General features: G+C 44.7%; 22 protein-coding genes and 1 other RNA gene. 14 read left to right on the top strand and 9 right to left on the bottom strand.

Annotated elements, in window-relative coordinates; translation table 11 throughout:
• Positions 1-313: 313 nt before the first annotated feature.
• Positions 314-1555, top strand: coding sequence for an efflux RND transporter periplasmic adaptor subunit (locus FLAVO9R_RS15280; protein WP_159532686.1), 1242 nt, complete (start codon positions 314-316; stop codon positions 1553-1555).
• A complete protein-coding gene (locus FLAVO9R_RS15275; RefSeq protein WP_159532684.1) occupies positions 1555-4677 on the top strand; it encodes an efflux RND transporter permease subunit in 3123 nt (1040 codons plus the stop codon). The genes FLAVO9R_RS15280 and FLAVO9R_RS15275 overlap by 1 nt, the downstream gene beginning before the upstream one ends.
• 232 nt (positions 4678-4909) lie before the next feature.
• On the opposite strand, the gene FLAVO9R_RS20495 is transcribed toward FLAVO9R_RS15275, so the two are convergent.
• Complete coding sequence (locus FLAVO9R_RS20495; RefSeq protein ID WP_232370670.1) at positions 4910-5242, bottom strand: EamA family transporter; 333 nt, start codon at positions 5240-5242, stop codon at positions 4910-4912.
• A 29-nt stretch (positions 5243-5271) separates the two neighbouring features.
• Positions 5272-5778, bottom strand: a complete 507-nt coding sequence (locus FLAVO9R_RS20490) for a DMT family transporter (RefSeq protein WP_232370669.1) — start codon at positions 5776-5778, stop codon at positions 5272-5274.
• Positions 5779-6308: 530 nt separating this feature from the next.
• Here FLAVO9R_RS20490 and FLAVO9R_RS15265 point away from each other — a divergent pair.
• The 5 genes from FLAVO9R_RS15265 to FLAVO9R_RS15245 all read left to right on the top strand — a co-directional run bounded on the left by FLAVO9R_RS15265 (position 6309) and on the right by FLAVO9R_RS15245 (position 10332).
• Positions 6309-7019 carry an SIMPL domain-containing protein gene (locus tag FLAVO9R_RS15265; RefSeq protein ID WP_159532682.1) on the top strand — a complete coding sequence of 237 codons (711 nt, stop codon included), beginning with the start codon at positions 6309-6311 and terminating at the stop codon, positions 7017-7019.
• Between the two features lie 167 nt (positions 7020-7186).
• A complete protein-coding gene (locus FLAVO9R_RS15260) occupies positions 7187-7489 on the top strand; it encodes a DUF1289 domain-containing protein (RefSeq protein WP_159532680.1) in 303 nt (100 codons plus the stop codon).
• Positions 7490-7546: 57 nt separating this feature from the next.
• Positions 7547-8371: an HDOD domain-containing protein gene (locus FLAVO9R_RS15255; protein ID WP_159532678.1), complete on the top strand. Its 825-nt coding sequence runs from the start codon at positions 7547-7549 to the stop codon at positions 8369-8371.
• Positions 8372-8599: 228 nt separating this feature from the next.
• Positions 8600-9403 (top strand): DUF481 domain-containing protein, encoded by an 804-nt coding sequence (locus FLAVO9R_RS15250; RefSeq protein WP_159532676.1) that lies wholly within the window; start codon positions 8600-8602, stop codon positions 9401-9403.
• Between the two features lie 185 nt (positions 9404-9588).
• On the top strand, positions 9589-10332 hold the full coding sequence (locus FLAVO9R_RS15245) for a DUF481 domain-containing protein (RefSeq protein WP_159532674.1): 744 nt from the start codon (positions 9589-9591) through the stop codon (positions 10330-10332).
• 109 nt (positions 10333-10441) lie between these two features.
• On the opposite strand, the gene serA is transcribed toward FLAVO9R_RS15245, so the two are convergent.
• From serA to ssrS, 7 genes are all read right to left on the bottom strand, one after another.
• On the bottom strand, positions 10442-11671 hold the full coding sequence (gene serA / locus FLAVO9R_RS15240) for a phosphoglycerate dehydrogenase (RefSeq protein ID WP_159532672.1): 1230 nt from the start codon (positions 11669-11671) through the stop codon (positions 10442-10444).
• A 241-nt stretch (positions 11672-11912) separates the two neighbouring features.
• Positions 11913-12569, bottom strand: coding sequence for a ribose-5-phosphate isomerase RpiA (gene rpiA, locus FLAVO9R_RS15235; RefSeq protein ID WP_013782974.1), 657 nt, complete (start codon positions 12567-12569; stop codon positions 11913-11915).
• Between the two features lie 81 nt (positions 12570-12650).
• Complete coding sequence (locus FLAVO9R_RS15230; protein ID WP_220100332.1) at positions 12651-13262, bottom strand: 5-formyltetrahydrofolate cyclo-ligase; 612 nt, start codon at positions 13260-13262, stop codon at positions 12651-12653.
• 30 nt (positions 13263-13292) lie between these two features.
• On the bottom strand, positions 13293-14912 hold the full coding sequence (locus tag FLAVO9R_RS15225) for a hybrid sensor histidine kinase/response regulator (RefSeq protein ID WP_159532668.1): 1620 nt from the start codon (positions 14910-14912) through the stop codon (positions 13293-13295).
• A 70-nt stretch (positions 14913-14982) separates the two neighbouring features.
• On the bottom strand, positions 14983-15924 hold the full coding sequence (locus tag FLAVO9R_RS15220; RefSeq protein WP_159532666.1) for a nucleoside hydrolase: 942 nt from the start codon (positions 15922-15924) through the stop codon (positions 14983-14985).
• A gap of 23 nt (positions 15925-15947) precedes the next feature.
• On the bottom strand, positions 15948-16844 hold the full coding sequence (locus tag FLAVO9R_RS15215; RefSeq protein WP_159532664.1) for a ribokinase: 897 nt from the start codon (positions 16842-16844) through the stop codon (positions 15948-15950).
• 21 nt (positions 16845-16865) lie between these two features.
• Positions 16866-17047, bottom strand: a non-coding RNA gene (ssrS, locus tag FLAVO9R_RS15210) — 6S RNA.
• A 394-nt stretch (positions 17048-17441) separates the two neighbouring features.
• On the opposite strand from ssrS, the gene FLAVO9R_RS15205 reads away from it, so the two are divergent.
• The 7 genes from FLAVO9R_RS15205 (at position 17442) to FLAVO9R_RS15175 (ending at position 26333) form a co-directional block, all read left to right on the top strand.
• A complete protein-coding gene (locus tag FLAVO9R_RS15205; protein WP_159532662.1) occupies positions 17442-18008 on the top strand; it encodes a UPF0149 family protein in 567 nt (188 codons plus the stop codon).
• Positions 18009-18159: 151 nt separating this feature from the next.
• Positions 18160-19506 carry a Xaa-Pro aminopeptidase gene (gene pepP, locus FLAVO9R_RS15200; RefSeq protein WP_159532660.1) on the top strand — a complete coding sequence of 449 codons (1347 nt, stop codon included), beginning with the start codon at positions 18160-18162 and terminating at the stop codon, positions 19504-19506.
• Positions 19503-20744, top strand: coding sequence for an FAD-dependent oxidoreductase (locus FLAVO9R_RS15195; protein WP_159532658.1), 1242 nt, complete (start codon positions 19503-19505; stop codon positions 20742-20744). The genes pepP and FLAVO9R_RS15195 overlap by 4 nt, the downstream gene beginning before the upstream one ends.
• A 162-nt stretch (positions 20745-20906) precedes the next feature.
• Positions 20907-22112, top strand: a complete 1206-nt coding sequence (locus tag FLAVO9R_RS15190) for an FAD-dependent monooxygenase (RefSeq protein WP_159532656.1) — start codon at positions 20907-20909, stop codon at positions 22110-22112.
• A 128-nt stretch (positions 22113-22240) separates the two neighbouring features.
• On the top strand, positions 22241-23977 hold the full coding sequence (locus FLAVO9R_RS15185; RefSeq protein ID WP_232370668.1) for a M28 family metallopeptidase: 1737 nt from the start codon (positions 22241-22243) through the stop codon (positions 23975-23977).
• An 85-nt stretch (positions 23978-24062) separates the two neighbouring features.
• Positions 24063-24974, top strand: a complete 912-nt coding sequence (locus tag FLAVO9R_RS15180; RefSeq protein ID WP_159532654.1) for an EamA family transporter — start codon at positions 24063-24065, stop codon at positions 24972-24974.
• A 51-nt stretch (positions 24975-25025) separates the two neighbouring features.
• Positions 25026-26333, top strand: a complete 1308-nt coding sequence (locus tag FLAVO9R_RS15175; RefSeq protein WP_159532652.1) for a M24 family metallopeptidase — start codon at positions 25026-25028, stop codon at positions 26331-26333.
• The last annotated feature ends 227 nt before the right edge of the window (positions 26334-26560 follow it).

Raw genomic sequence — 26560 nt, 5'->3', positions numbered from 1 at the left:
TATTCGTAAATTAGTTCTGTACCTGGGTTCTGGTTCAAGGCCGAGGTAAGGAAATACTCCGTAAACACGCGGTGAACCCATCACTTTTTATCGCTTCAGTTTATCTCTATACGGCGCGTCTAGCTATTATCACAACACTTTTTTGCTTCATGTCGTGGTGCCAACTTTCATGTAACACCTTGGGCGAAATAGCTTAAATTTCATACTTTTTAATATATATCATTTTATGATGTGTTGCATACGAAAATATAATTATTCTTATTGTATTGCGATGTGCATAATGCAGGCCTTCAAACTTTTAGAGACACTTGCAATGACGACTTTAACTCGATTTTTGGCAATATTAAGCCTAACAGCACTTGTCGCCGCATGTGGCAGCGACGACACGGATCCTGGCCAGCAAATGCATGCTAATGCAGGCATTCCTGTAGATGTTGCGCCAGTGGTCTCGCAGCGTTTAACTGAGTGGGACAGTTTTACTGGCCGTTTAGAAGCGCCGCAAACGGTATCGCTTCGCCCCCGCGTTTCAGGCTACATTGAATTTGTTGCTTTTGAAGAAGGCGAATATGTAGAGCAGGGCGAAACCTTATTCCTTATTGATAACCGCGCTTTTAAAGCAGAAGTTGAGCGTTTAACCGCGCAACTTGAAGAAGCAAAAAGCCGCTATGACTTATCTGTGCAAAGCTATGACAGAGTCGTAAAGCTTCGTAAAACCCAAGCGGTTTCGCAAGAAGTGCTAGACGAACGTTTAGCGGGTAAGAATCAAGCTTTTGCTAGCATAAACCAAACGAAAGCGGCGTTAGAAGTTGCCCGTTTGAACCGTGGTTTTGCTCGAGTTGAAGCGCCGATTTCTGGCCGTGTGTCTCGCGCGAATATCACCGAAGGTAACTATGTAACGGCAGGGCAGTCAGAGCTTACTAGCATCGTATCTACCCATCAGCTTTACGCATACTTCGATATTGATGAGCAAACTTACCTAAATTACATTAGCAGTGATGATAAAACCGACGCTACGGTAAACGACCAGGCGGTTGCGATGCGTCTTGCTAATGAGCAAGATTATGGCCACTGGGGGCAAATCGATTTCGTCGATAATCAAGTGAATGGCAGTACCGGCACCCTTCGTGTTCGTGCTGTATTCAATAACGAAAATGGTCGTTTAATGCCGGGTTTATTTACCCATTTAAAACTAGCGGGTGATACCAACGAGCAAGGCATTCTCATTAAAGAAAAAGCGATAGGTACCGACCTTAACAACAAATTTGTGTTGGTGGTAAACAGCGAAAATAAGGTGAAATATCGCGCGGTTACCTTGGGTGACAAAGTGGGTAGTATGCGCATTATTCAAAATGGCTTAGTAGCTGGCGACACCATTGTAGTCGATGGCCTTCAGCGTGTGCGTCCAGGTGCTGTTGTTGCGCCAAACCAGGTTGATATGGGTGATAAAGAAGCTCTTGCAAGCCTACAAAATTGGCAGGCACGAGTAGATAACGTAACAAATTTGGCTAGCGCTGATACCCTTACTGGTAGCGCAGCGGGTACTGGAATTAATTAATGAACTTTTCGCAATTTTTCATTCGCCGCCCTATTTTTGCAGGTGTACTAAGCCTGCTCATTTTCATTGGCGGGGCCATTGCTGTTTGGCAGCTTCCTATTACAGAATACCCTGAAGTTGTGCCGCCTACGGTAGTGGTAACGGCTAACTATCCAGGTGCTAACCCCAAGGTTATAGCTGAAACCGTTGCTACCCCCTTAGAGCAGGAAATTAACGGCGTAGAAGATATGATTTACATGTCTTCGCAGGCTACATCTGATGGGCGTATGACCCTTACCATCACGTTTGCCATTGGTACCGACCCTGATGATGCCACTACACTGGTTCAAAACCGGGTTAATCGCGCCACACCGCGATTGCCACAGGAAGTACAGCGCTTAGGCATTGTTACCGAAAAATCGTCACCCAATTTAACCATGGTGGTGCATTTAACGTCGCCTGATAAACGTTACGACATGCTCTATTTGTCTAACTATGCTGACCAATTCGTAAAAGATGAACTCGCTCGTGTTGAAGGGGTAGGGCAAGTTCGTTTATTTGGTGCTGGTGAATACAGCATGCGTGTATGGCTAGATCCAAACAAGTTAGCCTCACTGCAAATGAACCCAGGCGATGTGGTGGCGGTAATTTCCGAACAAAACCAACAAGCTGCGGCAGGAAGTCTAGGTGCACAGCCTACGGGCACCAGCGAGTTTCAACTGCTTATCAATGTACGCGGTCGCCTAGAAGATGAAAGTGAGTTTGAAAACATCATCATTAAAGCCGGGGATAATGGTGAAATTACCCGTTTAAAAGATGTAGCACGAATTGAGTTAGGTGCCGATTACTACACCTTGCGTTCACTGTTAAACAACAATCCTGCGGCTGCATTACCTATATTTCAGGCACCAGGTTCTAATGCCATTCAAATTTCTGATGACGTGCGTGCGCGCATGGCTCAGCTAGAAAAAATGTTTCCAGAAGGGTTGGAATACGACATCGTTTACGACCCCACGGTATTCGTGCGCGGCTCAATTGAAGCGGTGGTGAATACGTTATTTGAAGCTGTGTTATTGGTTGTTTTGGTTGTTGTACTGTTTTTACAAACGTGGCGCGCTTCCATTATTCCTTTAGTGGCCGTTCCCATTTCGTTGGTAGGTACCTTTGCGTTTATGCAATTGATGGGCTTTTCATTAAATGCGCTGTCGTTGTTTGGCTTGGTACTCGCTATCGGGATTGTGGTTGATGATGCCATTGTGGTGGTGGAAAACGTAGAGCGAAATATTGCCGACGGTAAAGCGCCATTCGACGCTACAGTGCAAGCCATGAAAGAAGTAACAGGCCCTATTATTGCCACTACCTTGGTATTGGCTGCGGTATTTATCCCTACTGCCTTTATGAGTGGCTTAACCGGTCAATTTTATAAGCAGTTTGCGTTAACTATTACCATTTCTACCTTTATTTCGGCCATTAATTCACTAACCCTAAGCCCAGCGCTGTCGGCATTATTATTAAAGCCTCATGGGCAATCGAAAGATTGGTTAAGCCGTGGTATGGATAAATTATTTGGCCGTTTTGTATTTACGCCATTTAATAAAATGTTCGATCGCGGTGCCAAAAAATACACAGGCGCTGTAGGTGGGCTTATTCGCAAAAGCGGTGTGGTAGTGGTGCTTTATGCCGGTTTATTAGGCCTAACCTACTTCCAGTTTGCTAACACGCCAACCGGTTATGTACCGCCGCAAGATAAGCAGTACCTTATTGCATTTGCTCAGCTTCCCAATGCCTCGTCGCTAGATAGAACCGAGGAAGTGGTACGTGAAATGTCACGAATTGCGATGGAGCACCCTGGGGTTTCTGATGCAGTAGCGTTTCCAGGTTTGAATATTAATGGCTTCACCAATAGCCCAAGTTCCGGTGTGCTGTTTACGCCGTTAAAGCCTTTTAGTGAGCGCCAAAGTCCAGAGTTATCCGCCGGTGCTATTGCGATGCAATTAAACCAGCAACTTGGTTCTATTAAAGGGGCGTATGTGGCTATATTCCCGCCACCACCGGTAATGGGGCTTGGCACCATTGGTGGGTTTAGGCTGCAAGTGCAAGACAGAGGAAACTTAGGTTTTGCTGAACTTGAAAAAGTAACGCAAGAGGTGATTGGCAAAGCGTGGGCGCACCCTGCACTAACCGGTAGTTTCACTAGCTTTACGGTTAATGTACCTCAGTTAAATGTGGATGTAGACCGCGAGAAAGCCGTTAGCCAAGGGGTAAATATTGGCACCTTATTTGACACCATGCAGGCGTATTTAGGCTCGGTGTACGTGAACGACTTCAACTTGTTCGGTAGAACCTATCAGGTGAATGTTCAGGCCGATGCCCAGTACCGCCAAGACGTTGAAAACATCACTCAGTTTAAAGTGCGAAACGATAAAGGCGATATGATCCCGCTAGGTTCGTTCCTTAATATTGAACATAGTGCAGGGCCAGACAGAGTGATGCATTACAACGGTTATGTTACTGCTGAAGTCAATGGTTCTCCGGCTCCGGGCTACAGTTCAGATCAGGCAAAAGCGGCTATCGAGCAAATTCTTGATGAAACCCTGCCGTTAGGTATGACCTACGAATGGACCGAGCTAACGTATCAGCAAATATTGGCAGGTAACGCGTCAGCCTTTATCTTCCCGCTGGTAGTACTGTTGGTGTTTTTAGTTTTGGCTGCGCAGTATGAAAGCTTGCGCTTACCACTGGCTATTATATTAATTGTTCCTATGACCTTGCTAAGTGCGTTAATTGGCGTGGTGATATACGGCGGCGACAACAACATATTTACCCAAATTGGCTTAATAGTGTTAGTGGGGCTTGCTACTAAAAACGCCATTCTTATTGTGGAATTTGCTAAAGAGCTACAAGACAACGGCATGGATGCACTATCAGCCATTAAAGAGGCCAGTAAGTTGCGTCTTCGCCCCATACTGATGACGTCTATTGCATTCATTATGGGCGTGTTACCTATGGTGCTTTCTACCGGCGCGGGCTCTGAAATGCGTCAAGCTATGGGAGTAGCGGTTTTCTCCGGCATGATTGGCGTGACTGTTTTTGGTTTAATCCTAACGCCTGTTTTTTACTACTTGTTGAAACGTAAAGGTTAACGCTCCCGTTTACCCATGCGTTGCCTCCTCCTCGTACTTTGGAGGCACTTCAGGCCACTTATTTAAGTGGCCTTTTTTTGTGGTAGGCCTTTCGGAACGACTAATATATCAGTCTGTTGAAGGCAATAAGCGAGTTTTCATGGCTGTAATAATAATTTTTAGTTATTTATTGAATATACCTTACTGCACTTCACTAAAAATACTGTGACGTAAGGTACTGATAGAAAAAGGTTTAGCTTAATCTAAGTACCATGAGGCCGACGAATGCAGCAGTTAACCCTAGCACTTCTTGGCGGCTAAATGTTTCTTTCAAAACAACACGAGAATAAAGGAGAATAAGTAAGATATTCATTCCTGAAATCGCAGAAACTAGCCCAGTATTACCAATAGAAAAAGCGGATATTATTGCCACCATACCGCTTACGTTTGCCACCCCAACTATCAGTCCGCAAGAGAACGTTTTTATTTCCGACCAATTAGTGGTAACTGAATACTGAGTAGCTAGAGATTTCTTACGCTTTGCCAACCACGTCACGGCAAAAAGGAAACTTCCGAATCCAAACATAGAGGTTAAAGTAGCAAAAACATCAGCCTCTAAGAGTGTGGATTGTTTCCCATTAAATCAGTAAACGTAAAGAACAATGCAGCAAGTAGTCCCCATTGTGCTCCTTTCAAGTTATCTGCAGAGATATCCGACGAATATCTAATAATACAAAGACCACAAAAAATAATAAAAAATCCAAGTAATTGAATAGCTGTTAACGTCTCTTTCCATATTAAAAATGCAAAAATTAGTACAAATAAAGGAGTCAATCCTGACAGAACGCTGATGAGTGATGCTTTTCCTACTGAAAATCCCTTGTGTAAAAGCGCATTCGCAGCAAAAGATCCAAAGCCTAGGCCCAGACCAACAGCCACATCAGCCCAACCATACCAACGTTGATTTAACAACAGTACACCGACCAGACTAATCATAAATCCAATAAAAAACACACCAAATAACAGTAGATCCCGATTCAAGTTTTTCTGCGATGTCCATTGATACAAGATCCCACGTAAACCAAAAAAACATGTTGCGAGCAATGCAAAAATAATCCACATAAAAAATGAGTCTCGTAGTCGTTAGGATCTGATAGCTTAATTTGAAGAAACTGGACTTTTACCTTAATAAGCTATTGTTATTTTATATAAATGCGGCAATAAATTTACATAATTTGAGTGTATGCTCTATTGATGATTAATTTATTTCATCTAATTGAAATTTAAACGTGTATTAGTGAGGCTGTAAGTCTCATAAATAGCGTTTACTTTACTTAGTCTCACTATTTAAGAAAAATCACCCTAAAGACTGTGTCACATAACTGTTCGGTTTATGTAGAGCTATTGGGGCATAAAATAAACAATATAGGTGAATGCAGAGCGCCCTCCTGTTTAGTATTTTCAAAAGCTGTCTTGGTTCTCCTCGCGCCCCTCGAACGCTATTCCTTCACCTTTTATTCAACCTCTTTAATGCCACAATTGGTCACTATGTATCGTTAAGTATCAATAATGTCGGCTGTTTTACTCCCTAATATCGACCTTAATGGAACGTAGGCTAACACTACCAACAATAAAAAATGGAAATGAGGATTATGAAAATAGGTGCAGCAGTGGTGGTGGCAATAGGCATGGTGAGTGCGCTTGGCGTATTGGGTCAACAGGTGTCTTCGGCCTTAAACGACATGCAAACCTGGGATAGGATAGTTACCGTTAAAGGATTATCAGAACGTGAATACGTGGCTGATCGCGTGATTTGGCCTATTCAATTTGTAGATGCAGGCAATGATTTACCCGCCCTCTACAACCACATTGAAACTAACAGCATGAAAGTCTCTACCTTCTTACAGAATAACGGTATTGCCAAAGAGGGAATTACCATCGGTAAGCCAGACATTACCGATAAGCTAGCTCAGCAATATGGAGAAACAGAAAAGGCGCCATTTCGTTATAGCGCAGTGCAAACCATTACCGTGTTTTCAAACGATGTAGAAAATGTGCGCTTAGTCATGAGCCAGATAGGTCGCTTATTAAAGTCTGGTGTGGTGCTAACGAATCAACACTATCAAGCGCAGCCCGACTATGTATTTACGCGTTTAAATGAAGTAAAGCCGGCAATGATAGAGGAAGCCACAGTCAACGCCAGAGAGGTTGCTGAGAAATTCGCGCAAGACTCAAACAGTACCTTAGGGAAAATAAAACGGGCTAATCAGGGACGGTTTTCTATCTCGAGTAGAGACCATCATCACCCACATATCAAGCAGGTGCGGGTAGTTTCGACTATTGACTATACACTGGTAGATTAATACTGGTGTATTATTACAGAGTTGCTATTTTGGTGAGTTTGCCCAAAATATAGTGGAGTAAAGTAAAAGTCATCTTAGTTTACGTGGCCAGTAATAAGGTGTTAGTGGCATTAAGAGAATGTTTTTAATTTAACGCAACGCGTTTTAGCAAACGCATACAGGTAAACATGACAGACCAAACGCCACCAGCACAGCAACTGGAGTTCTTTGAAATTCCAAGCCCCTGTATTGGTGTTTGTGAGTCTGGACCGCGAGGGTATTGCAAAGGATGTTACCGCAGCCGAGAAGAGCGATTGTATTGGCTCAAGATTGATGATGGAACTCGCCGAAAAGTCATAGTGGCATGTCAGCGCCGTAAAAAAGCGGCCTTAAGCAGAGCCCGCCGTCAAAACGAAGCAATAAAAGAAGTCCGAGAGCCTAGTCAAATTTCTATGTTTGATACGCCTCCCGAGAAAATTGATAAAGCATAAGTGGTGTAGTTTTTCTTTTATACACCGCTATGTAATAGTTAAAAGTGGAACCTTTGCATGTCCTTAGATAAATATGTGTCGTTTGCTACAAAGTCGTTTACCTTGCCAGATATATGTATACGTATCCGCTCGGTATTAGATAACCCCCGTTCAAGTGCAAGCGATCTTGGCGATTTGATCAGTTTAGATTCGTCATTAACAGCCAAGGTGTTGCGATTGGCAAACAGCTCACTGTTCCGGTTTCCATCTCAAGTAGAATCTGTTTCGAAAGCCATCAACATTATTGGTGGTGAAGCTTTGTATAATTTGGTAGTGGCAGAAACCGCTAACACTGCTTTTAAATATTTTGATACCCAGCTTATTAACCTTGATAAACATTGGTTCGACTCGGTTTATTGTGGAATGGTGGCGAAGCATCTGGCTAAGGCTAGCAATAAAAGAGGTAGTGAGCGCTTCTTCGTAATGGGCATTTTGCAAAACCTCAGTGAGTTGGTCATCGCTAAACGCTCGCCAGAGCTTTACAAAGGCTACATTGAGCAAGAAAGCGACATGCTGCTAGGGGCAAGACAAATTCAACATTTTGGTTTTACCTTTTCAAACTGTAGCGGTACCATATTAGAAAACTGGAAGCTTCCTCTTGTGCTTTATTATCCTGTTATGCATGCGAATGATATGTCTAGACAGGCTGCAGATAGCGATATTGCGCTACTGGCATTAGCATCAAAAGTCACTATTATGCAGCAAAATAAAAAAACTAACGGTGACGTTGAACTTTTTGCAGAAGACATAGCCAATAATATTGGCGTTAACCTAGATGATGTGGCAAATGCCATAGAGTTCGCCGATAGAGAAACAGCAAAAATTTCCATGCTTATACATTGATTTACTGGCAGTGAGGTAAAACAATGGTAGGCAGTTTTAAGCTTCATGTGGCGCAAAGCAGCTTGATGGTTGTTGAATCTGAATTCAGAGACCGTTCTACAAGCGCTCGATTGTAAAACTAAGCGGTAAAAAGACACATAGCTTACGTAATACCCACGGAAGGGCATAATAGGGTGTTAAATGGCTATGCCATAACAACACCGAACCTATAAAAATTTATTAAAAATTATGCTTAATCTAACAAAATTATTTTGTGCAGTATGCTGTCTACTCGGTATAAGTACTGCCGTCTTCGCAGCAGAACGTGATCTAATTCAAACGCTTTATCACGCCGATTTTACGCCAGACACCGACGACGAAGTACCTAGGTTTTCGCTGAACGGTGAGTTAGGTATTCTGTCAAATACTGGAAATACATCTGCAGCGAGTATTAAAGCGGGTATTAACGCCGATCATGAAACTGAAAGTTGGAGCAGTCTGTACTTTGCAGAAATGCTTTATCAAGAAAGTAACGCCGATGGCACTGGTCGCGAGGTATCGGCCAAACGCTTCTATGGCAGCGCTCAGTTCGATTATAAATTAAACCAGCCTGGTAGACGTTTATTCATGTACGGCGATTATGAAGATGACTCCTTTAGCGGGTATGACCATCGTGCTTCACTTGCAGCCGGTTGGTCACAGCGGGTGTGGCGAGACGAAGTCAGTGAGTTTCGTTACAGTGTTGGGCCGGGTTATGCCTTTGTCGAGCTTGAAGAGCCGTTAGATGAAGATATCAATGACGGTGTAATTGTAAGGGCATCTGCTGAATACAAATACCATTGGGCATCAGGTGCTAACCTTCGACAATTTGTTAGTACTGAAGCGGGTGATGAAAATACTAAATCTCGTTCTGAGACGTCTTTATCGGCCAATGTTTTCGGCTCTTTAGCCATGAAGCTGTCGTTTATTTTGAATCATGAAACCGACACTACCGAAGATGTAGATGGGTTAAGTACCGAGACGTCAGTTGCTTTGGTTTATCAATTCTTCTAATAAGTTCGCTTAAAGCTTATCAATAAGTGTAAATTTTACGTCTTATAGTCTAATTTCTATTCGACCCTCATTGACTCGCACTATTAGGTAGGTACTATTGGCGCAGATTTTTCAGGCTATGCTGGCTAGTGCTTACGCTAGGTATTCACAGCATGGCAAAGGATAAAACACTACTAGGATCGCTAATGAAAAAACAGCTTCTCGCTTCACTTTTGGCCTTGTCTTTCTCTTCTGTTACTTTTGCTCAAGACGACGTTAAACCTTTCACGATGGAAGGTGAACTCGGTATTATCGCAACAACAGGTAACACTGAAACGTCATCAATCAGTGCCGGTATTACTGCTCACCAAGAATTGCAGCAGTGGAGCAACGACTACATTCTTGAAGGTCTTTACAAGAAAGAAACGGTAGATAACGACGACGGTACCGAAGAAGAGTACACATCGGCACAAAAATTTTACGGTTCTGCGCAGGGTAACTACAAGTTAGAAAACCCGGATTACCGTTTGTTTGGTTTCGCATCATATGAAGATGACCGTTTAAGTAACTTCGACTATCAATCAACAGTTGCTGTAGGTTGGAACCAAAAAGTGCTGGAAAATAAACGTCACACTTTAGAGTACTCAATCGGTCCTGGTTACTCGTTTGCTGAAACGCAAGAAGGCGAAGAGCAGAACAGCATGATTGTTCGTGCTTCAAGTGCTTACTCTTGGAGAATTTCTGACACAGCTAAATTTACTCAAACAGTAAGTACGGAAGTGGGGTCTGACAACACAAAATCTCGTGCTGAGTCGGCGCTTACGGCTACCATTAGCGGTAACCTTTCTATGAAGGTGTCGTTCAAGTTAGACCATAACTCAAACGTATCTGACGACGTTGAAAAGCTTGATACTGAAACGGCAGTAACGCTAGTTTACAACTTCTTCTAAAATCGTATTAACGATTGTAGAAACAAAAAACGCTGCCATTGGCAGCGTTTTTTTATGTCTTCAACATTGATTAACGAATGACGGTAGCTCACTGCCGCCATTCATAGCATTAGTGAAGAATACGGGTCTTAATCGTTCCGTCAATCTGCTGTAGCTGTGCAAGCGCGTCATAAGCTCTGTCTTGCTGAACATCTACCACTACATAACCAATTTCTGCGTTAGTTTGAAGGTACTGGGCTTCAATGTTGATGCCTTTCTCTGCAAACGCTTGGTTAATTTGAGTAAGAATACCCGGCTGGTTTTTGTGCACGTGAAGTAAACGAGAGCGGCTAATGTGCTCTGGCAATGATACTTCGGGGAAGTTAACTGCTGATAAGGTAGAACCATTATCACTGTACTTCGCCAATTTACCCGCCACTTCTATACCAATGTTTTCTTGCGCTTCTTGAGTGCTACCACCTACATGCGGCGTAAGAATAACGTTATCGAATTTACGTAGAGGCGATTGGAATTCTTCGTTATTCGATTTAGGCTCAACAGGGAATACATCAATAGCTGCGCCATTTAGCTGGCCGCTTTCAAGCGCATCGGCTAGAGCGTCAATATCTACAACCGTACCGCGAGAAGCATTAATAAAAATGCTGCCTTTCTTCATTTGCGCAAATTGCTCAGCTGCAAACATGTTTTGCGTTTGCTGAGTTTCAGGCACGTGAAGCGATACCACATCAGAGGTATTTAATAGTTTCTCTAACGACTTAACTTGGGTTGAGTTACCTAATACCAACTTATCTTCAATATCGAAAAACTGCACGCGCATACCAAGGTGTTCAGCAAGAATGCTTAGTTGGGTACCTATATGCCCGTAACCAATAATACCCAGTGTTTTTCCACGGGCTTCATATGAACCATTTGCTGTTTTTTCCCACTCACCACGGTGCGCTTTAGCACTTTTGCTAGGCACTTGGCGAAGCAAAAGAATAAGCTGACCAAGCACAAGCTCTGCTACTGAACGAGTATTAGAAAATGGGGCATTAAATACCGGAATACCACGGCGCTGTGTTGCTTCTAAATTAACTTGGTTAGTACCAATACAGAAACAACCAATAGCCACCAATTTCTGAGCGGCGTCTACCACCTTCTCAGTAATTTGAGTGCGCGAACGAAGGCCAATAAAATGTGCATCTTTCACTTTCTCAACAAGCTCTTCTTCAGGAAGGGACGTTTTGAGATACTCAATATTGGTGTATCCATTATTCTTAAAGGTTTCTAGTGCACTTTGATGCACACCCTCTAACAACAATATCCGGATCTTATCCTTCTCTAGTGAAACTTTGCTCATGGATTTGCTATCTCTTAAAAAGTATTAGTATTTACAGAGCTCGAGGCTGGTGCAGGCGGGGTAGGTAAGACTGGAGCAAACCCTCCGCCGCATGGATGCGGCGGCGGAGCTCCCATGGATTGGTTCACAGCGTGTTTGCGGAAGTCTTACCTACCCCGACTAGTACTAGCCTCAAACTCTCGAAAGGCCATCTAGACGTCTAAACGGAAATCTAACAGAAATCAGTTTAACTTGAAAGCTATTATTTAAAGGTATCAACACCGGTTTCGGTGGCCGATAGTACGATGTCTGCGCCACGTAGGGCGAATATGCCGTTGGTGACCACACCAGGAATATTATTAATCGACTGTTCAAGCTCTCTTGGGTTTAAGATTTCAAGGTTATGTACGTCTAAAATAACGTTACCGTTATCGGTTACCACGCCTTGACGGTATTCAGGATCGCCGCCTAGTTTTACCAACTCGCGAGCCACAAACGATCGCGCCATTGGGATAACTTCAACAGGAAGAGGGAATTTGCCAAGCACGGGAACGCGCTTGCTATCGTCTACAATACACACGAATGTAGTTGATGCACCCGCCACAATTTTTTCCCGGGTAAGGGCTGCACCGCCGCCTTTAATCATGTGTTTGTGTTCGGTAACTTCATCAGCACCATCGATATACACTGAAATATTGCTAACATCGTTTAGTGCGAATACTTCAATGCCTAGGGCTTCTAGCAACTTGGTAGAGGCATCAGAGCTTGATACTGCTCCTTCGATGTTGTTTTTAATTTTGCCGAGTTCTTCAATGAAAAAATTAACTGTGGAGCCAGTACCTACGCCAACAATACTGCCGTTTTCAACATATTCGATGGCTGCTTTAGCTACTGCTTGCTTCTTTGCATTCTGATCCATAGTGACTCTCCTAACTAAATTTTCATCAGTTTACCGGAAAACCGCTAGCTAACCCACCGTGATAGGGGAATTTACGGTGCGTTATGTACGATTAAAGCTCAATTGCTGTGTGGGGGTGACAATTGCGTTTACAGGAATATCCCAAGACTGAACCGGAAGTTTGTCTACTTGTTGGCAATCGTGGGCAATACCAATAAGTTTTGGCTCTATAGTTCGAGTTTGAATGCTGGCTAGCGTGCGGTCATAATAGCCTCCGCCCATGCCTAAGCGATTTCCATTGGCATCGAATCCCACCAACGGCATAAGTATTACCTGGTGCTGAAAGGTAGGGATAACATCAGGGCAGGCTAGTATTGGCTCTTCAATGTTGTATTTATTCACACGCATTGGCGTTTTATCTGTGTAACGAAGAAACAGCAGATGGCCCTTACAAACTGGATGCAATACGGGCAAAGAAGTATGACGTTCAGATGCTTGATTTAAGCCCCAGCATGCGTGCATAAAGGGGCGTAAGTCTACTTCTCCGTCGTTAGGCAGGTAACAGGCAACCGATGATGCATAGGTAATTTCGGGCAATGTTAAAAGGCTATCGCGTACTGCCAACGAGGCGTGCTGCTGCTGTGAATCAGATAATCCGTTGCGTAATGCTCTTAATGTCTTTCGTAGTGTCTTTCGAGATGTACTTTTTACCATACAGCGGGCTTCCAGTGGCTCCACGTTGTCTTACTTTCCTAAATAGCGATTAAGTACCCTAATAAGCTCTGCGTTTTCCACAGGCTTAGTGAGTAGGTCGTCTAAGCCATTTTTTAATAACAGGTCTCGTTGCGTGATAACATCTGCGGTTAAGGCAATAACAGGCAGTGATGCACGCATGAGCTTAATTTGCCGAGTGGCTTCTGTTCCGTCAATACCCGGTAAGTTGATGTCCATCAGCACCAAATCTACAGGGTTCGATTTTACATACTCTACGCCTTCTTCACCGCTACCTACAACCGATAATGGTAAACCAAATTTATCAAATATGGTTTTAATCACTATTTGATTAATATAATGATCTTCCACTACCAATACGTGAGAGTCAGCAGGAACATTTAGCTTTTGGGGCTGTAAAAGCGAGGGGGCGTGGTTAATGGTATCGGCGCTAACTTCTTCTGCCGGAATGGCTACGCTCACACGGGTGCCTTCGTTTAACTTACTGCTAAGCTTTATAACCCCCCCCATCAACTCTACTAGCTTCTTGGTAATATTTAAGCCTAAGCCTGTACCATCAAATTGATGCGCGTTCTCCATTCGCTCGAATGGTGCGAACAGCTTCTTTTGTTCCTCTTCACTAATGCCAATGCCTTCGTCTTTAATCGCCAGCAACAATTTCCCTTGCTTGTATTTTACCTGAATGGAAACGTGCTTGTTGGCATGAGTGTACTTAATGGCGTTCGATAATAAGTTTAAGGCTACTTGACCAAATTTAGTGTCGTCAAAATACAGAGAGTGGGGAACATTGTCATCAATCACAGAATTAAAAATAACATTCCCATCTTCAGCGCGAATTCGGGTTAGCGAGAATACATGAGTGAAAAAGTCAGCTGTGCCTACCGGGCGCGGCATAACGCGCATTTTACCCGCTTCTATTTGCTTCATGTCTAACACAGAGTTCACTATTTCAAGTAAACGCTCACCGCTTTTGCTTATATGCCCGAGTGAGTCGGTAAAGTTAGCGGGAAGTGAATGTTGTCTCGCTTCTCCTTCAAGTAAATGACTGAACGTGTTTATCGCATTTAGCGGCGTTCTTATTTCGTGGCTAATGTAGGAAAGAAAGTCAGATTTAAACTGGCTGGTTCGCTCAAGCTCTCGGTTCTTGCGTTTTAATTCAAGATGCGCAACCACTGATTCACTCAGTGTTTTAAGTGCATGGCGTTGAAGACTGGTAAGGGTTTTTGGTTGATGGCCTATTGCGCATAGCGTGCCAATGGCATGCCCCGAGGGCGTAATTAAAGGCGCCCCTGCATAGAATCGAATATTCGGCTCGCCCGTTACAAGAGGATTGTCGTGAAAGCGAGGGTCTTCTTTTGCGTTGGGCACTTCAAATATTTCACGCTGTAAAATAGCATGAGAGCAAAAGGCGATATTGCGAGAAGTTTCTGTGGCTTCAATTCCCACGCGAGATTTGAACCACTGTCTGTTTGGGTCAACGAGGCTAATTAACGCAATGGGGGAATCGCAAATTTGCGAAGCAAGTTGAGTTAAATCGTCGAAGAGCTGCTCGGCGTCTGTATCAAGTACATCGTAGTTTAGTAGCTCTCTTAAACGCTGCTCTTCGTTTTCAGGAACTTTGGCAGGGATCATTCTTTCACATTACCTCAACTGAAATGTGAAAGTAGGAGGCCGACTACCGTAGAACGGCCTCCTTCCACATCTATAAAGCGTAGGTGTCTATGAACAATTGTTCCAATTTAGCGTGGTCTACTTTAGTAGCAACTTTAATGGTGTTCGCATTGTTCCACAGTGGGCTAGGGGTTGTCCCCTTAGGTGCCACTGCTGTTTGGCCACGATCTAGCTCGCCAGTACCAACACGCACATGACCTTCGGTGAGTTCAAATAACTCAGGGTGACGCAAGTGGGCAAGCGGGAATGCATCATGGAAGAAACAAACACGATCTTCACGATTGGCTGAATAGAAATCCATGTAGAACTGGGCAGTGTCTTTCACAAAACCACCAAGCTTCGCATTCTTTTCTTCTAATGTTTCAACAAAAGAAGGAGAAAACGGCGTGTCGTTAGTCACGTCTAAGCCGAACATAGTTAGGTCCCAATCTGCACCAAATACAATTTCGGCAGCGTAGGCATCGTTCCAAATGTTAGCTTCGGCAAGTGGTGTTACGTTACCACGTACAAATGCAGCACCACCCATAATGGTAACGCCTTTCACTAACTTAGGCAGTTCTGGCTCTAAACGTAGTGCTAGCGCTAAGTTACCTAAAGGGCCAATAGCCACAAGGGTAACTTCACCAGGGTATTTACGGGCCATATCCACAATAAACTGAGCAGAGCTACGAGGGTCTAACTCGGTTTTAGGGGCTTCAGGTTTAATGTGACCGAAACCATAGTCGCCATGTACAAAATGCGCGTAAGTTGATTCAGGGCCTACCCAAGGCATACCAACGCCTTTGGTTACCGGAATGTCTTTACCTGCCATTTCGCAAAGGGTAAGGGCATTTTGTGCCGCCATGGTTACCGGTACGTTACCGTAAACAGTGGTTAAACCAAGTACTTCGATATCTGGAGATTGAAACGCAAAAAATATTGCCATCGCATCATCGATGCCAGGATCCGTATCTAAAATTATCTTATGTGCCATTAATAATACTCTAGTGCGTTTTCTTATTTAGTGTGCTTTGCCAAAAAACGGTCAACTTCTTTCTGCGTAGGAATACTTTGCGCAGCGCCTTCACGTGTTACCGCAATAGCAGATGCTGCGCAGCCTCGAGTTAATGCGCGTTTGGCATCAGTGTGAGTACTGTAAGCAGACAAAAAGTAACCTATAAACGTATCGCCAGCGGCTGTGGTATCTACTGCATCAACAGAAAACGCTTCCACTTCAATGGTATCGTTTCCTCTTAACATCATCACACCCGCTTTACCGAGTGTAATAATAACTTCGCAATGAGACCATTGCTCTTTAAATACCGTAAGAATATCGTCTAATTCTTCTTTATCCGTTAATGCTGCTGCTTCCGTCTCGTTTACAATCAGTAAATCGATACAATCTAAAGGAAGGCCTTTAACCGACTCGCTCATAGGTGCAGGGTTAAACGCAACTTTAAGCTGACTTTCTTTTGCCAAGCGAAGTACGTCGGCAATACTGCTGGTTTCGTTTTGGGTTAAAACCCAATCGGAAGACGACGTATCTAACAACGCTTTGTTTACAGTATCGGCAGTAATGGTTTGGTTTGCGCCACCAAATAACACAATAGCATTTTCGCCACTGGGCGTTACTTGAATAATGGCATGACCTGAAGGGGTTTCAGAGCATCTAACGCCGCGACAATCTACGCCTTTTTTAATTAGCGTTTGTTTGAACGTTGCGTCATTTTCATGAATGCTGCCCACATGACGAACATCAGCACCCGCTTGCGCGAGGGCAATTGATTGGTTCGCACCTTTACCACCAAGCAGTTGTTGATAGTGAGTAGACGCAAGGGTTTCACCAGGTTGAACAAAGTGATCTACCTGATAAACATGATCGATATTTATAGAGCCAAAATTTATTATTGCCATTTCTTCTTCCGTCGAAAGAGGGCGTCTCCCGAAATGCCGCTGTTCATCGTTCGCCCGTGAACCGAAAGTTCAGGGCGGAAGCATCACTATGGCCGTAGGCTTCTCGATACGAGCCGAGCTTGCACAGTAGCCATGGTTTCAACTTCCTAGTTTAATAGCATCGGCCAGGGACAAGAGTGAACTGGCGAACATTCCAGGAAACATTGTTATTGTATAACGCAACAGGGTATATCAAACGCGGTGTGGGGTGAAGTAGATCACCAAAGCGCCAATGAATTATTTGCGTAGCTAATTTAACCATTACTGATGAGATTCGATAAATCTAATCTTGACCAGTTGGTCAGCAATTATACACGCTATTCACTTAAGCTCAAATTTGCTTCACTTAAGTGAGGTCGACCTTACTCATTTACCTTAATCTGCTGCAAAGGAAGTTCCTTATCCAATAACGACGATCATAGAGCAATTGATCCTAGGTTGCCAGTTAAAACCCATAAGACCAGTACTACTTGAATAACATCTGACCAAATCACCAATGGTGTGTTTTATAGCGCTATTTTGCTAATATTAAGTTTCAACGAAAAAGGAAACCTATTTGTGGAAAAACAGCTCGATTACGACAGCGTTAGCAACAAGTTATCGCAACACGGCATAGTAGTAGATGGCGCCGAAGTTCACGGTATTTTATGTGGCATGTTGTGTGGCGGTATGTCGCTAACCGATCAGAAGTGGCTTTCTGCATTAAGTGACACTATTCACCAAGGTGAAAACTTCAACGATGCGACCACTTATCTTTTAAACACATTGTTTAATCAAACGTGTCAGCAGTTACTTGAACCAGAGTTCGCCTTACAGTTAATGCTACCAGACGACCAAGCCCCTATAAATGATAGAGGCGAAGCGCTGATTAATTGGGTGCACGGCTTTATGTTAGGGTTTGGCTTACACCAGCAAGACCTAATGCAGTGCTCTGCCGATGTAAAAGAAGCATTAGAAGATTTTGCTGACATCGCTCGTATGGAAGAACCTATGGATGCTGATGAAGAGTCAGAACGCGCCTTATTTGAAGTGATGGAATATGTGAAGATTTCCGCTATTTTGTGCTTCAGCGAGTTAGGTCAGTCTTTACTTGATGATCAGCAAGATAAGCCATCTGTTCATTAAATAAATAATCTCAAGCTTGTCGGAACGCGTAAGCAATAAAACGTTGTTCTATAAGGCATGAGTGAAGTGACAAGCAATGGTAATGCTCAGAATAGCATGATCGTCATTAGATGCATGAGATTTAAAATATTGATGAAGAAAGGCGAATGAGATGATTAGTGCGCAAGAATTTATCGCTCGTCAAGATAGACTGTTAGCGCAATGTTTGCCTAATAGTGTCTGTGTTATCCCGGCAGCGGGTTTAGTGACCCGAAGCCGAGATACTGAATACCTGTTCAGACAAAACAGCGACTTTTGGTATTTAACCGGATTCGAAGAAGCCGACGCTTGGTTAATTTTATCGAATCATCCACGCTATGGTGAAAGCTATCGTGCCATGGTGTGTCTACCAAAAGATAAAGACGCTGAGATTTGGCAAGGCAGACGTTTAGGTGCAGAAGCGGCACTATCACGCTTCAGCCTAGATGAAGCGTTTGAACAGTCTGAGCTAGGCGATGCTTTGCTTGAGTCGCTTCAAGGCCAAGACCATCTTTATTTCGCCTTAGGTGAAAATGACGAAGCAGATGCACAGGTAAATAGCGCTCTTGCTACTTTGCGCAATGCACCTAAAGAAGCCTTAGCGCCTAAAACTATTACCGACGTTCGCCCCATTTTGCATGAAATGCGGGTGTTTAAGTCGGCCTGTGAAGTAGCCATGATGAAAGCCGCGGCTGAAATTACCGCCAGTGCGCACAAGCGGGCTATGCAATATGCCAAACCGGGCTGCTTTGAGTATCAACTTGAAGCTGAGTTACATCACGAATTTGCTATGGCGGGTGCTCGCGCTCCGGCTTACAGCACGATTGTGGGTAGCGGTGAAAATGCCTGTATTTTGCATTACACCGAAAATTCATCGCAAACCCAAGACGGCGATTTAGTGCTAATAGACGCAGGCGCTGAATTTCAGGGTTATGCCGCTGACATTACCCGTACTTTCCCCGTAAATGGTAAATTTTCTAAGCCCCAGCGCGAAATATATGAGTTGGTGTTAAAAGCACAAGAAAGCGTATTGGCCATGCTTGGCCCAGGTATTACCTTAACCGACGCTATGACGCACAGCGCCGAAGTCATCACCGAAGGTTTGGTTGGCCTTGGCGTGTTAAAAGGTTCTGTAGCTGAAAATCTTGACGATAAAGCCTGGCAGCAATTTTACATGCACGGGTTAGGGCACTTTTTAGGCTTAGATGTGCACGATGTAGGAAATTATAAAATTAATGGTCAGGACCGCTTATTAAAACCTGGCATGGTACTTACCGTAGAGCCCGGTATTTATATTGCTACCGACAGCGATGTGCCAGAACAATATAAAGGCATTGGCGTGCGTATTGAAGATGATGTTGTCGTTACCGCAACAGGTGTAGATATTCTAACCGCGGATGTACCTAAAACCGTGAAAGACATCGAAGCCCTTATGCAGCCAGCGAATAAAGAAAGTACGAAAGAAGGTTCAATAACGTGAGCCAACAAGATGTCGTCATTGTAGGTGGTGGAATAGTTGGCTGCGTATTGGCTAAAGGCTTATCTGAACAAGCCGGCCTTTCGGTGACTTTGGTCGATGCCGCCAGTCCCTCGAATGCAGCTAGCTCCTCCAATGCAAGCCGCTCCTCCAAGCAAAGCAACACCTTTAACCCGTTAACCGATACTCGGGTAATCGCTCTTGCTAGGCGAACGGTAAATGAATTAAATACCATGGGCGTTGGGTTAGCCGAATTAGCAAAACAAAACCAAGGTAAAATTGAGCATATTGAAGTAAGCGATAAAGGCGGTATTGGCCTAACGAATTTATCATGCAGTGAGTTTGGTATTAATACCTTTGGGCAAGTGGCGTCGCTAAGTGCGCTTACCCATAATGTGATGTCGCAAAGCAAGCAGTATCAGCACATTGCGCCAGCCACCGTCACTCACTTAACTCGCGAAACTGATACTACTGCAGTCACCCTTAATAACGGCAGCACTATTACTGCAAAGCTGTTGGTGATTGCCGATGGCGGCCGCTCTTCACTTGCTCAGCAAGTAGGGCTTACCCGCCACACTGACGATTACCAGCAAGTGGCTATTATCTTCAATGCCCACACTAGCGAGCCGCATCACAACAAAGCCTACGAGCGTTTTACCGAAAATGGCCCCGTCGCGTTTTTGCCTTTCGACAGTGAAATAAGTGGGCATGTGGCGAAAGGGAAAGGGTTTTCCGTAGTGTGGACGGTTGCTCGCGAGCACGCGGAATCACTTATTCAACTTAGCCAAGAAGCCTTTATTCATCGGTTACAGCAAGAGTTTGGTTACCGGCAGGGGCATATAATGGCCATCAGTGAATTGGCTAGCTACCCACTAGCATTAAGTTACACCGATGCACTTACCAGTCATCGAGCGGTAGTGGTAGGTAATGCTGCCCAAGCATTGCACCCTATTGCGGGGCAAGGGTTTAACCTTGGTCTTCGCGATATTATTACTTTGGTAAACACGCTTAAAGGCGTGACCGATCCGGGGGAATTTAACGTACTCAACGAATACGCGGTTAAGCGCAGTAAAGACAGAGCCACCACTATTACGTTAACCGATACATTAGTACGTACGTTTTCAAATAGTCACTTTCCGTTGGTGGCAGCAAGAAACATGGCACTAACTGCATTAAATGTGATGCCAAGTGCGAAGCGCGCGTTTGTGCAACAAGCCACTGGATATGGGCGCAGCGTTTAATAGACAGCTTTAATATATGCGCTTTAGTGATAATTCAAAGTGATGTTCCTTAGTGATAGGTGAACCCGCTTTGGGCAGCGTGGATAGTTAGCATTATATTGCTAGTACGATGAATCTAGCCCGATAAAGCTAGCACCAAGAACAGAGAATAAGAGAGCCGATATGCAACATGCCGATATCGCCATTGTAGGCGGTGGAATAGTAGGGTTAACCCTGGCCGCAGTACTAAAAGGCGCGCCGTGCCGCATCGCCATTCTAAATAAAGGCTCTATAGACCAGCCCCTTGGCGACAAGCCAGGTGCACGAGTTAGCGCAATTAATCAGGCCAATATTAACGCATTAAAAAAAGCCGATGTTTGGCAGCATATCGATGAAAGTAGGGCAAACCCGTATAATGCAATGCATGTGTGGGATAAAGACAGCTTTGGTGATATTCACTTTGCTGGTAACGATACTCACTTTGTGGGTAACGATACTGGGGGTAACTTAGAAAGCGATACCTTGGGCGTTATTATTGAAAATCAGGCATTAGTTAATGGCTTGGCCCATTCGGTACTAAAGCAAGATAACGTTGTGGTGATAGATACCACCATAGAGCGCGTATTAAGTAGCCCACAGCAAAACATGCTAATGCTAGAAAATGGCGATGCGCTGTCGTGCCGATTATTAGTGGGTGCCGATGGTGCTAATTCCTTCGTACGCAAAAACGCGAACTTACCTATTACGTTTCGCGATTACGAACATACCGCCATTGTTGCCAACATTCGTACCCAGCAGCCTCATGAAAACGTGGCGCGCCAAGCATTTACGCCAACAGGGCCTTTAGCATTGTTACCCATGCGCGATCCTAATGTGTGTTCTATTGTGTGGTCGCAAACCCCAGACGCCGCTAAAACATTGCGAGGGTGTTCCGATAGCGCATTTTGTAATGCGCTAGTAGCGGCAAGCAACAACGCATTAGGGCCAGTCACGTTAGAGACCCCAAGAACCACATTTCCGCTGACTATGCGTTACGCCCGAGAATGGGCTAAAGAGGGCATAGTACTGGTGGGTGATGCTGCTCATACTATTCACCCGTTGGCGGGGCAAGGGGCCAACTTAGGCATGCAAGATGCGTTAGCTTTGGCTGCATTATTAGGCACCTTGCTAGAGGAACAAAAAGACATAGGCCAGCTTCGTTATTTGCGCCCTTACGAGCGAGCACGTAAAACCGAGGCGATGAAAATGATTGCCGCTATGGATGGGTTTAAGTTCCTATTCGATGGCAACGACCCCCTTAAAAAGCTAATTCGAGGTGTAGGCTTAGCCGCTACCGATAAGCTTAGCGCGGTTAAACAGGCTTTTGTCAGCCATGCAATGGGGCTCTAAATACATTGAGTCACATTCTCAGCCACATGTAAAAGCAACCAAATACGCCCAAATGCATACCAACGATTGAGCTAGGCGCTGTATAACGATACTCTTAAGGTATCTGTTTTATACAAGCGCCTAAATTAATGATAATTAGTCAATTTATCCAGAAAGTTTGTTTTACCTCTTCGTGTGCTGTTCGCACTTCTTCACTTTCCAGGTGTCAGTCTACGCTGACGGCTTTTGCCTTATTGGCGCTAGCCAGTATAGGAACATCCAGTGTAGCGCTACCCGCGTTAGCGCAGGCAGATACGCCTTCAACGGTTACCATCAGCGACAGCGACTTAGACTTATACCGTACTCACGTTAGTACGTTAGCAAGCGACAAGTTTGAAGGCCGCGGGCCCTTGTCAGCAGGCGAAACCCTTACCGTAAATTACCTAGTGGAAGCCTACAAAGCCCTTGGTTTAAAACCAGCTTTTGGCGATAGCTATACTCAGCCTGTGCCCTTGGCAAAAATTACCCCTTCAAGTGATATGGCCTTAACCTTAGGCCAGCACACCTTTGCTGGTGGCAGTGCATTTACCGCCAGAACCCAACGAATTGTGAAAGACATCGCATTAAAAAATAGTGATGTCATTTTTGTGGGCTACGGCATTAATGCGCCTGAATATAATTGGAATGACTACGCCGGGTTAAATGTGAAAGGCAAAACAGTGGTTATGCTGGTGAACGACCCTGGCTTTGCGTCAAAAGACCCTAACTTATTCCAAGGCAATGCCATGACCTACTATGGCCGTTGGACATATAAATACGAAGAAGCCGCCCGCCAAGGCGCAGAAGCCGTATTTATTGTTCACGAAACCATGCCCGCTGGCTATGGATGGGGCGTGGTTGAAAACTCGAATTCGAATACGAAATTCACCTTAGTAGATAGCAATAAAAACTTATCTCAGGTTGGCGTAATGGGGTGGTTACATCTTAATACGGCACGTACGGTGTTCGAACAAGCAGGGTTAGATTACGCCACACTTAAAGAACAAGCATCAGCGCCTGGGTTCAAACCTATTCCTATGAAAGTGAAAGCCTCGCTGACCTTTTCAAATACTATCACCCATGCACAATCGCTGAACGTAGCAGGCATATTGCCCGGCGCATCGGCCGCAAATGAGTGGGTAATGTTACACGCCCATTGGGATCACCTAGGTAAAAGTGAGAAAAACGGCAAAACCGTTATTTACAATGGCGCCGTAGACAACGCCTCGGGCGTGGCCGGTGTGTTAACCCTAGCCAATAGCTTGGTAGCACAAAGCAAGCAAACACCGTTCGAACGTACCTTAATGTTCAGTGCGTTTACTGCCGAAGAAACCGGCTTGCTGGGCGCCGAACACTTTGCCAAAAACCCTCCTATTCCAACCGCTAATATGGTGGCGTTTTTGAATATAGACGGCATGAATGTAAATAACGCGGTAGATTATATTTTGCAGTATGGCGAAGGGTATTCTTCGCTTGAAGATGATTTAAGTGCTACTGCCGCAGCGCAAGGGCGCACGGTTAAGCTCGATCCGCGCCCACAAAATGGGTTGTTCTTTCGCTCCGATCATTTCGCGCTTGCTCGCCAAGGTGTGCCTTCATTATTGTTTATGAGCTTAGGCGATACCGATCCTAATTTTATAGCGAATCGCTATCACAAAGCCGACGACGATTACCTACCAAGCTGGACATTGGGCGGCGTACAGCAAGACCTAGCTTTAATTGGCACTATGATGTCCGATTTAGCAAATAGCCAGCAATGGCCGGTTTGGAAACGTGATTCTGACTTTAAGAAAAAACGCTTGCTAGACAGACCCACGCTTACAGAGAAAGAGCCGGTTACACCGTAAGCAAGATAATTCCAATCAAACAAAGTCAGCTTCACACCGCTGGCTTTACTTGGTCGATAAGTAAACAATAAGCGAATCAACATCTATGAGCTGGGTATTTTTCACCCTTGGTGCGGTATTTATGCAAACCGTGCGCAATGCCCTGCAAAGCAAACTCAGCGTTCACGTCGATACCGTGGGCGTTACCCTTTCACGTTTTTTATTTGCTCCGCCCATAGCCCTAATTTATTTAATTATTCTGCACACGGCTTCACCTCAGCCACTCCCTTCTTTTGGAAGCTCTTTAGGAGAAGCATCAAGCGCTTCGTTTAGCCTCTCATTTATAGTAGTTGTACTGCTAGCCTCGGTACTGCAAATTGCCGCCACAGCCTTTATGGTGGTGTTATTCAAACAAAAGAACTTTGCCATAGGAGCAGGGCTGGCCAAAAGTGAAGCGTTGGTGGCTGGCGTGCTAGGCATGCTTTTTTTTGGCAGCTATTTAACGTTACTCGGTTGGATAGGCATTGGTATAGGTGGGTTAGCCGTATTTGTTTTAAGTAGTGGCAACAACGCGCAGGGCTTAAGCTTAAAAACCTTATTGATAGGCATAGCGTGTGGAACCTGCTTTGCACTGACCTCGTTGTTTGTTCGCGAAGCCAGCCATATGCTAGCCATGCCTTTTGTGCACAGTGCTGCTTGGGTATTGCTGTGGGTGTTATGTACTCAGGCTGTTGGTTTAAGCAGTTATATTTTGGTTACCAAACCTCAAGTGTTTAAACAGATTTTTGGGCGTTTACCCCACTGCATCACTATTAGTGCAGTGAGTTGCTTCGGCTCAATCTGTTGGTTTACTGCCATGGCGCTGCAGCATGTGGCGTTAGTAAAAACCTTAGGGCAATTAGAAGTATTATTAACCTTGCTGCTCGCGCACTATTGGCTTAAGAATAAAGTAACCTTACAAGAAATAGTCGGGTTGTTACTGATTGCCGTGGCGGCGGTGCTAGTTATGTGGGCTTAAGCCTCAAAAATAGTCTTTCGGCAGATAAAAAATCTATAAAAAGGAATGATGATGAACAAACGCGATTTTCTAAAGCTTTCTGGCGCAGCAACACTCGCACCGCTTGCCCCCCTGGCCATGATGTCTACTGCGACTTTCGCTGGTGCTGGTGAAACTGCGAGTGTCAGTGCCAGCCCATCATCGTTGCAATCTATTACTTCTGGTGTTTCGCCCATTACCAATGCCGAGCGCGAAACGCGTATTAAAAAGGCGCAGGCGTTAATGGCGCAGCATAATATGGCCGCCATCATTATAGAGCCGGGCGCAGCCATGGATTACTTCTCGGGTATTCAGTGGTGGCGCAGCGAGCGCCTAACCGCCTTGATTATTCCGCAAAAAGGCGACGTAGCCGTAGTGACGCCCTTTTTCGAACAACCCAGTGTGCTAGAAAGTTTAAAAGTGGGCAACGACGTACGGGTATGGCAAGAACACGAAAGCCCGTTCGATGTTGTTGCTAACATTTTAAAATCTCGCGGTATCGAAAAAGGCAATATTGGCTTTGAAAGCAGCGTTCGCTATTTTGTGGTAACAGGCGTAACCAATGCACTGCCAAACATGAATATTGTGGCAGCCGAGCCAGTTACCCGCGGCTGTAGAATGTATAAAACGGCGGCTGAACTTACCCTTATGCATAAAGCCAACGAAGTCACCCTTCGTGCTTACGAGTATGTATTCAGCAAGCTTGAAATTGGTATGAGCCAAGCCCAAGTGAAAAGTTTAATGAATAGCGCACAGCAACAATTGGGCGGTAGCGGCGCATGGTGCTTAGCATTGTTCAACGACGCCAGTGCGTACCCGCACGGCACCAATGCCAAACAAACCATTAGTGAAGGCTCGGTAATATTGTTAGACAGCGGCTGTAGCGTACATGGGTATCAGTCGGACATTAGCCGTACATTGGTATTTGGTAAAGCATCACAGCAGGTGGTAGATGTTTGGAATACCGTGCGTGAAGGCCAAAACGTGGCGTTTGCTGCCGCTAAAATAGGTACGGCTGCTGGCAAAGTAGATGATGCGGTTCGCAAATATTATGTTACCCAAGGCTTCGACAAAGACTACGCGTTGCCCGGCTTAAGCCACCGTACCGGCCATGGTATTGGTATGGAAGGCCACGAAAGCGTGAACTTTGTGCGCGGCGAAACCACGCCACTTAACAAAGGCATGTGCTTTTCTAACGAACCCGGCTTGTACATACCTGGTGAATTTGGCGTACGGCTTGAGGACTGTTTATACATGACCGACAAAGCGCCCGTTTACTTTACCGAACCACCAGAAAGTATTGAAAAACCGTTGGGTAAATTGATACCACTAGTCGTCTAATCCGTTCGCGCAATGCAATAAAAACTCGCTACCATTCTTTGTGTGTAGCGAGTGCGAGTCTTTTCTTTTCTCACCCCTTCAGGCTTCTCTCCCACTATCGTAAAAGGTAGTCGGGCTGTCACATAAGTTTCATGCTGTTTATTGTCCCCAATATGCGCAAGTAAACGCTCTTCTTATTATCTCAATGAGCTATTTGAGATAAGCATGTACAACCAACAAATAACCTA

This window comes from Alteromonas sp. 38 (assembly GCF_902506055.1).
Classification (GTDB): Bacteria; Pseudomonadota; Gammaproteobacteria; order Enterobacterales; family Alteromonadaceae; genus Alteromonas; species Alteromonas lipotrueae.
The sequence above is the reverse complement of the archived record's forward strand: the minus strand, read 5'-3'. Positions and strand labels throughout refer to the sequence as shown.

Excerpts from the sequence above, each read along its gene's own strand:
- FLAVO9R_RS15280 (WP_159532686.1), top strand. The coding sequence starts at position 314 with ATGACGACTTTAACTCGATTTTTGGCAATATTAAGCCTAACAGCACTT.
- FLAVO9R_RS15275 (WP_159532684.1), top strand. The coding sequence starts at position 1,555 with ATGAACTTTTCGCAATTTTTCATTCGCCGCCCTATTTTTGCAGGTGTA.
- FLAVO9R_RS20495 (WP_232370670.1), bottom strand. The coding sequence starts at position 5,242 with ATGTTTGGATTCGGAAGTTTCCTTTTTGCCGTGACGTGGTTGGCAAAG.
- FLAVO9R_RS20490 (WP_232370669.1), bottom strand. The coding sequence starts at position 5,778 with ATGTGGATTATTTTTGCATTGCTCGCAACATGTTTTTTTGGTTTACGT.
- FLAVO9R_RS15265 (WP_159532682.1), top strand. The coding sequence starts at position 6,309 with ATGAAAATAGGTGCAGCAGTGGTGGTGGCAATAGGCATGGTGAGTGCG.
- FLAVO9R_RS15260 (WP_159532680.1), top strand. The coding sequence starts at position 7,187 with ATGACAGACCAAACGCCACCAGCACAGCAACTGGAGTTCTTTGAAATT.
- FLAVO9R_RS15255 (WP_159532678.1), top strand. The coding sequence starts at position 7,547 with ATGTCCTTAGATAAATATGTGTCGTTTGCTACAAAGTCGTTTACCTTG.
- FLAVO9R_RS15250 (WP_159532676.1), top strand. The coding sequence starts at position 8,600 with ATGCTTAATCTAACAAAATTATTTTGTGCAGTATGCTGTCTACTCGGT.
- FLAVO9R_RS15245 (WP_159532674.1), top strand. The coding sequence starts at position 9,589 with ATGAAAAAACAGCTTCTCGCTTCACTTTTGGCCTTGTCTTTCTCTTCT.
- serA (WP_159532672.1), bottom strand. The coding sequence starts at position 11,671 with ATGAGCAAAGTTTCACTAGAGAAGGATAAGATCCGGATATTGTTGTTA.
- rpiA (WP_013782974.1), bottom strand. The coding sequence starts at position 12,569 with ATGGATCAGAATGCAAAGAAGCAAGCAGTAGCTAAAGCAGCCATCGAA.
- FLAVO9R_RS15230 (WP_220100332.1), bottom strand. The coding sequence starts at position 13,262 with ATGGTAAAAAGTACATCTCGAAAGACACTACGAAAGACATTAAGAGCA.
- FLAVO9R_RS15225 (WP_159532668.1), bottom strand. The coding sequence starts at position 14,912 with ATGATCCCTGCCAAAGTTCCTGAAAACGAAGAGCAGCGTTTAAGAGAG.
- FLAVO9R_RS15220 (WP_159532666.1), bottom strand. The coding sequence starts at position 15,924 with ATGGCACATAAGATAATTTTAGATACGGATCCTGGCATCGATGATGCG.
- FLAVO9R_RS15215 (WP_159532664.1), bottom strand. The coding sequence starts at position 16,844 with ATGGCAATAATAAATTTTGGCTCTATAAATATCGATCATGTTTATCAG.
- pepP (WP_159532660.1), top strand. The coding sequence starts at position 18,160 with ATGATTAGTGCGCAAGAATTTATCGCTCGTCAAGATAGACTGTTAGCG.
- FLAVO9R_RS15190 (WP_159532656.1), top strand. The coding sequence starts at position 20,907 with ATGCAACATGCCGATATCGCCATTGTAGGCGGTGGAATAGTAGGGTTA.
- FLAVO9R_RS15185 (WP_232370668.1), top strand. The coding sequence starts at position 22,241 with ATGATAATTAGTCAATTTATCCAGAAAGTTTGTTTTACCTCTTCGTGT.
- FLAVO9R_RS15180 (WP_159532654.1), top strand. The coding sequence starts at position 24,063 with ATGAGCTGGGTATTTTTCACCCTTGGTGCGGTATTTATGCAAACCGTG.
- FLAVO9R_RS15175 (WP_159532652.1), top strand. The coding sequence starts at position 25,026 with ATGAACAAACGCGATTTTCTAAAGCTTTCTGGCGCAGCAACACTCGCA.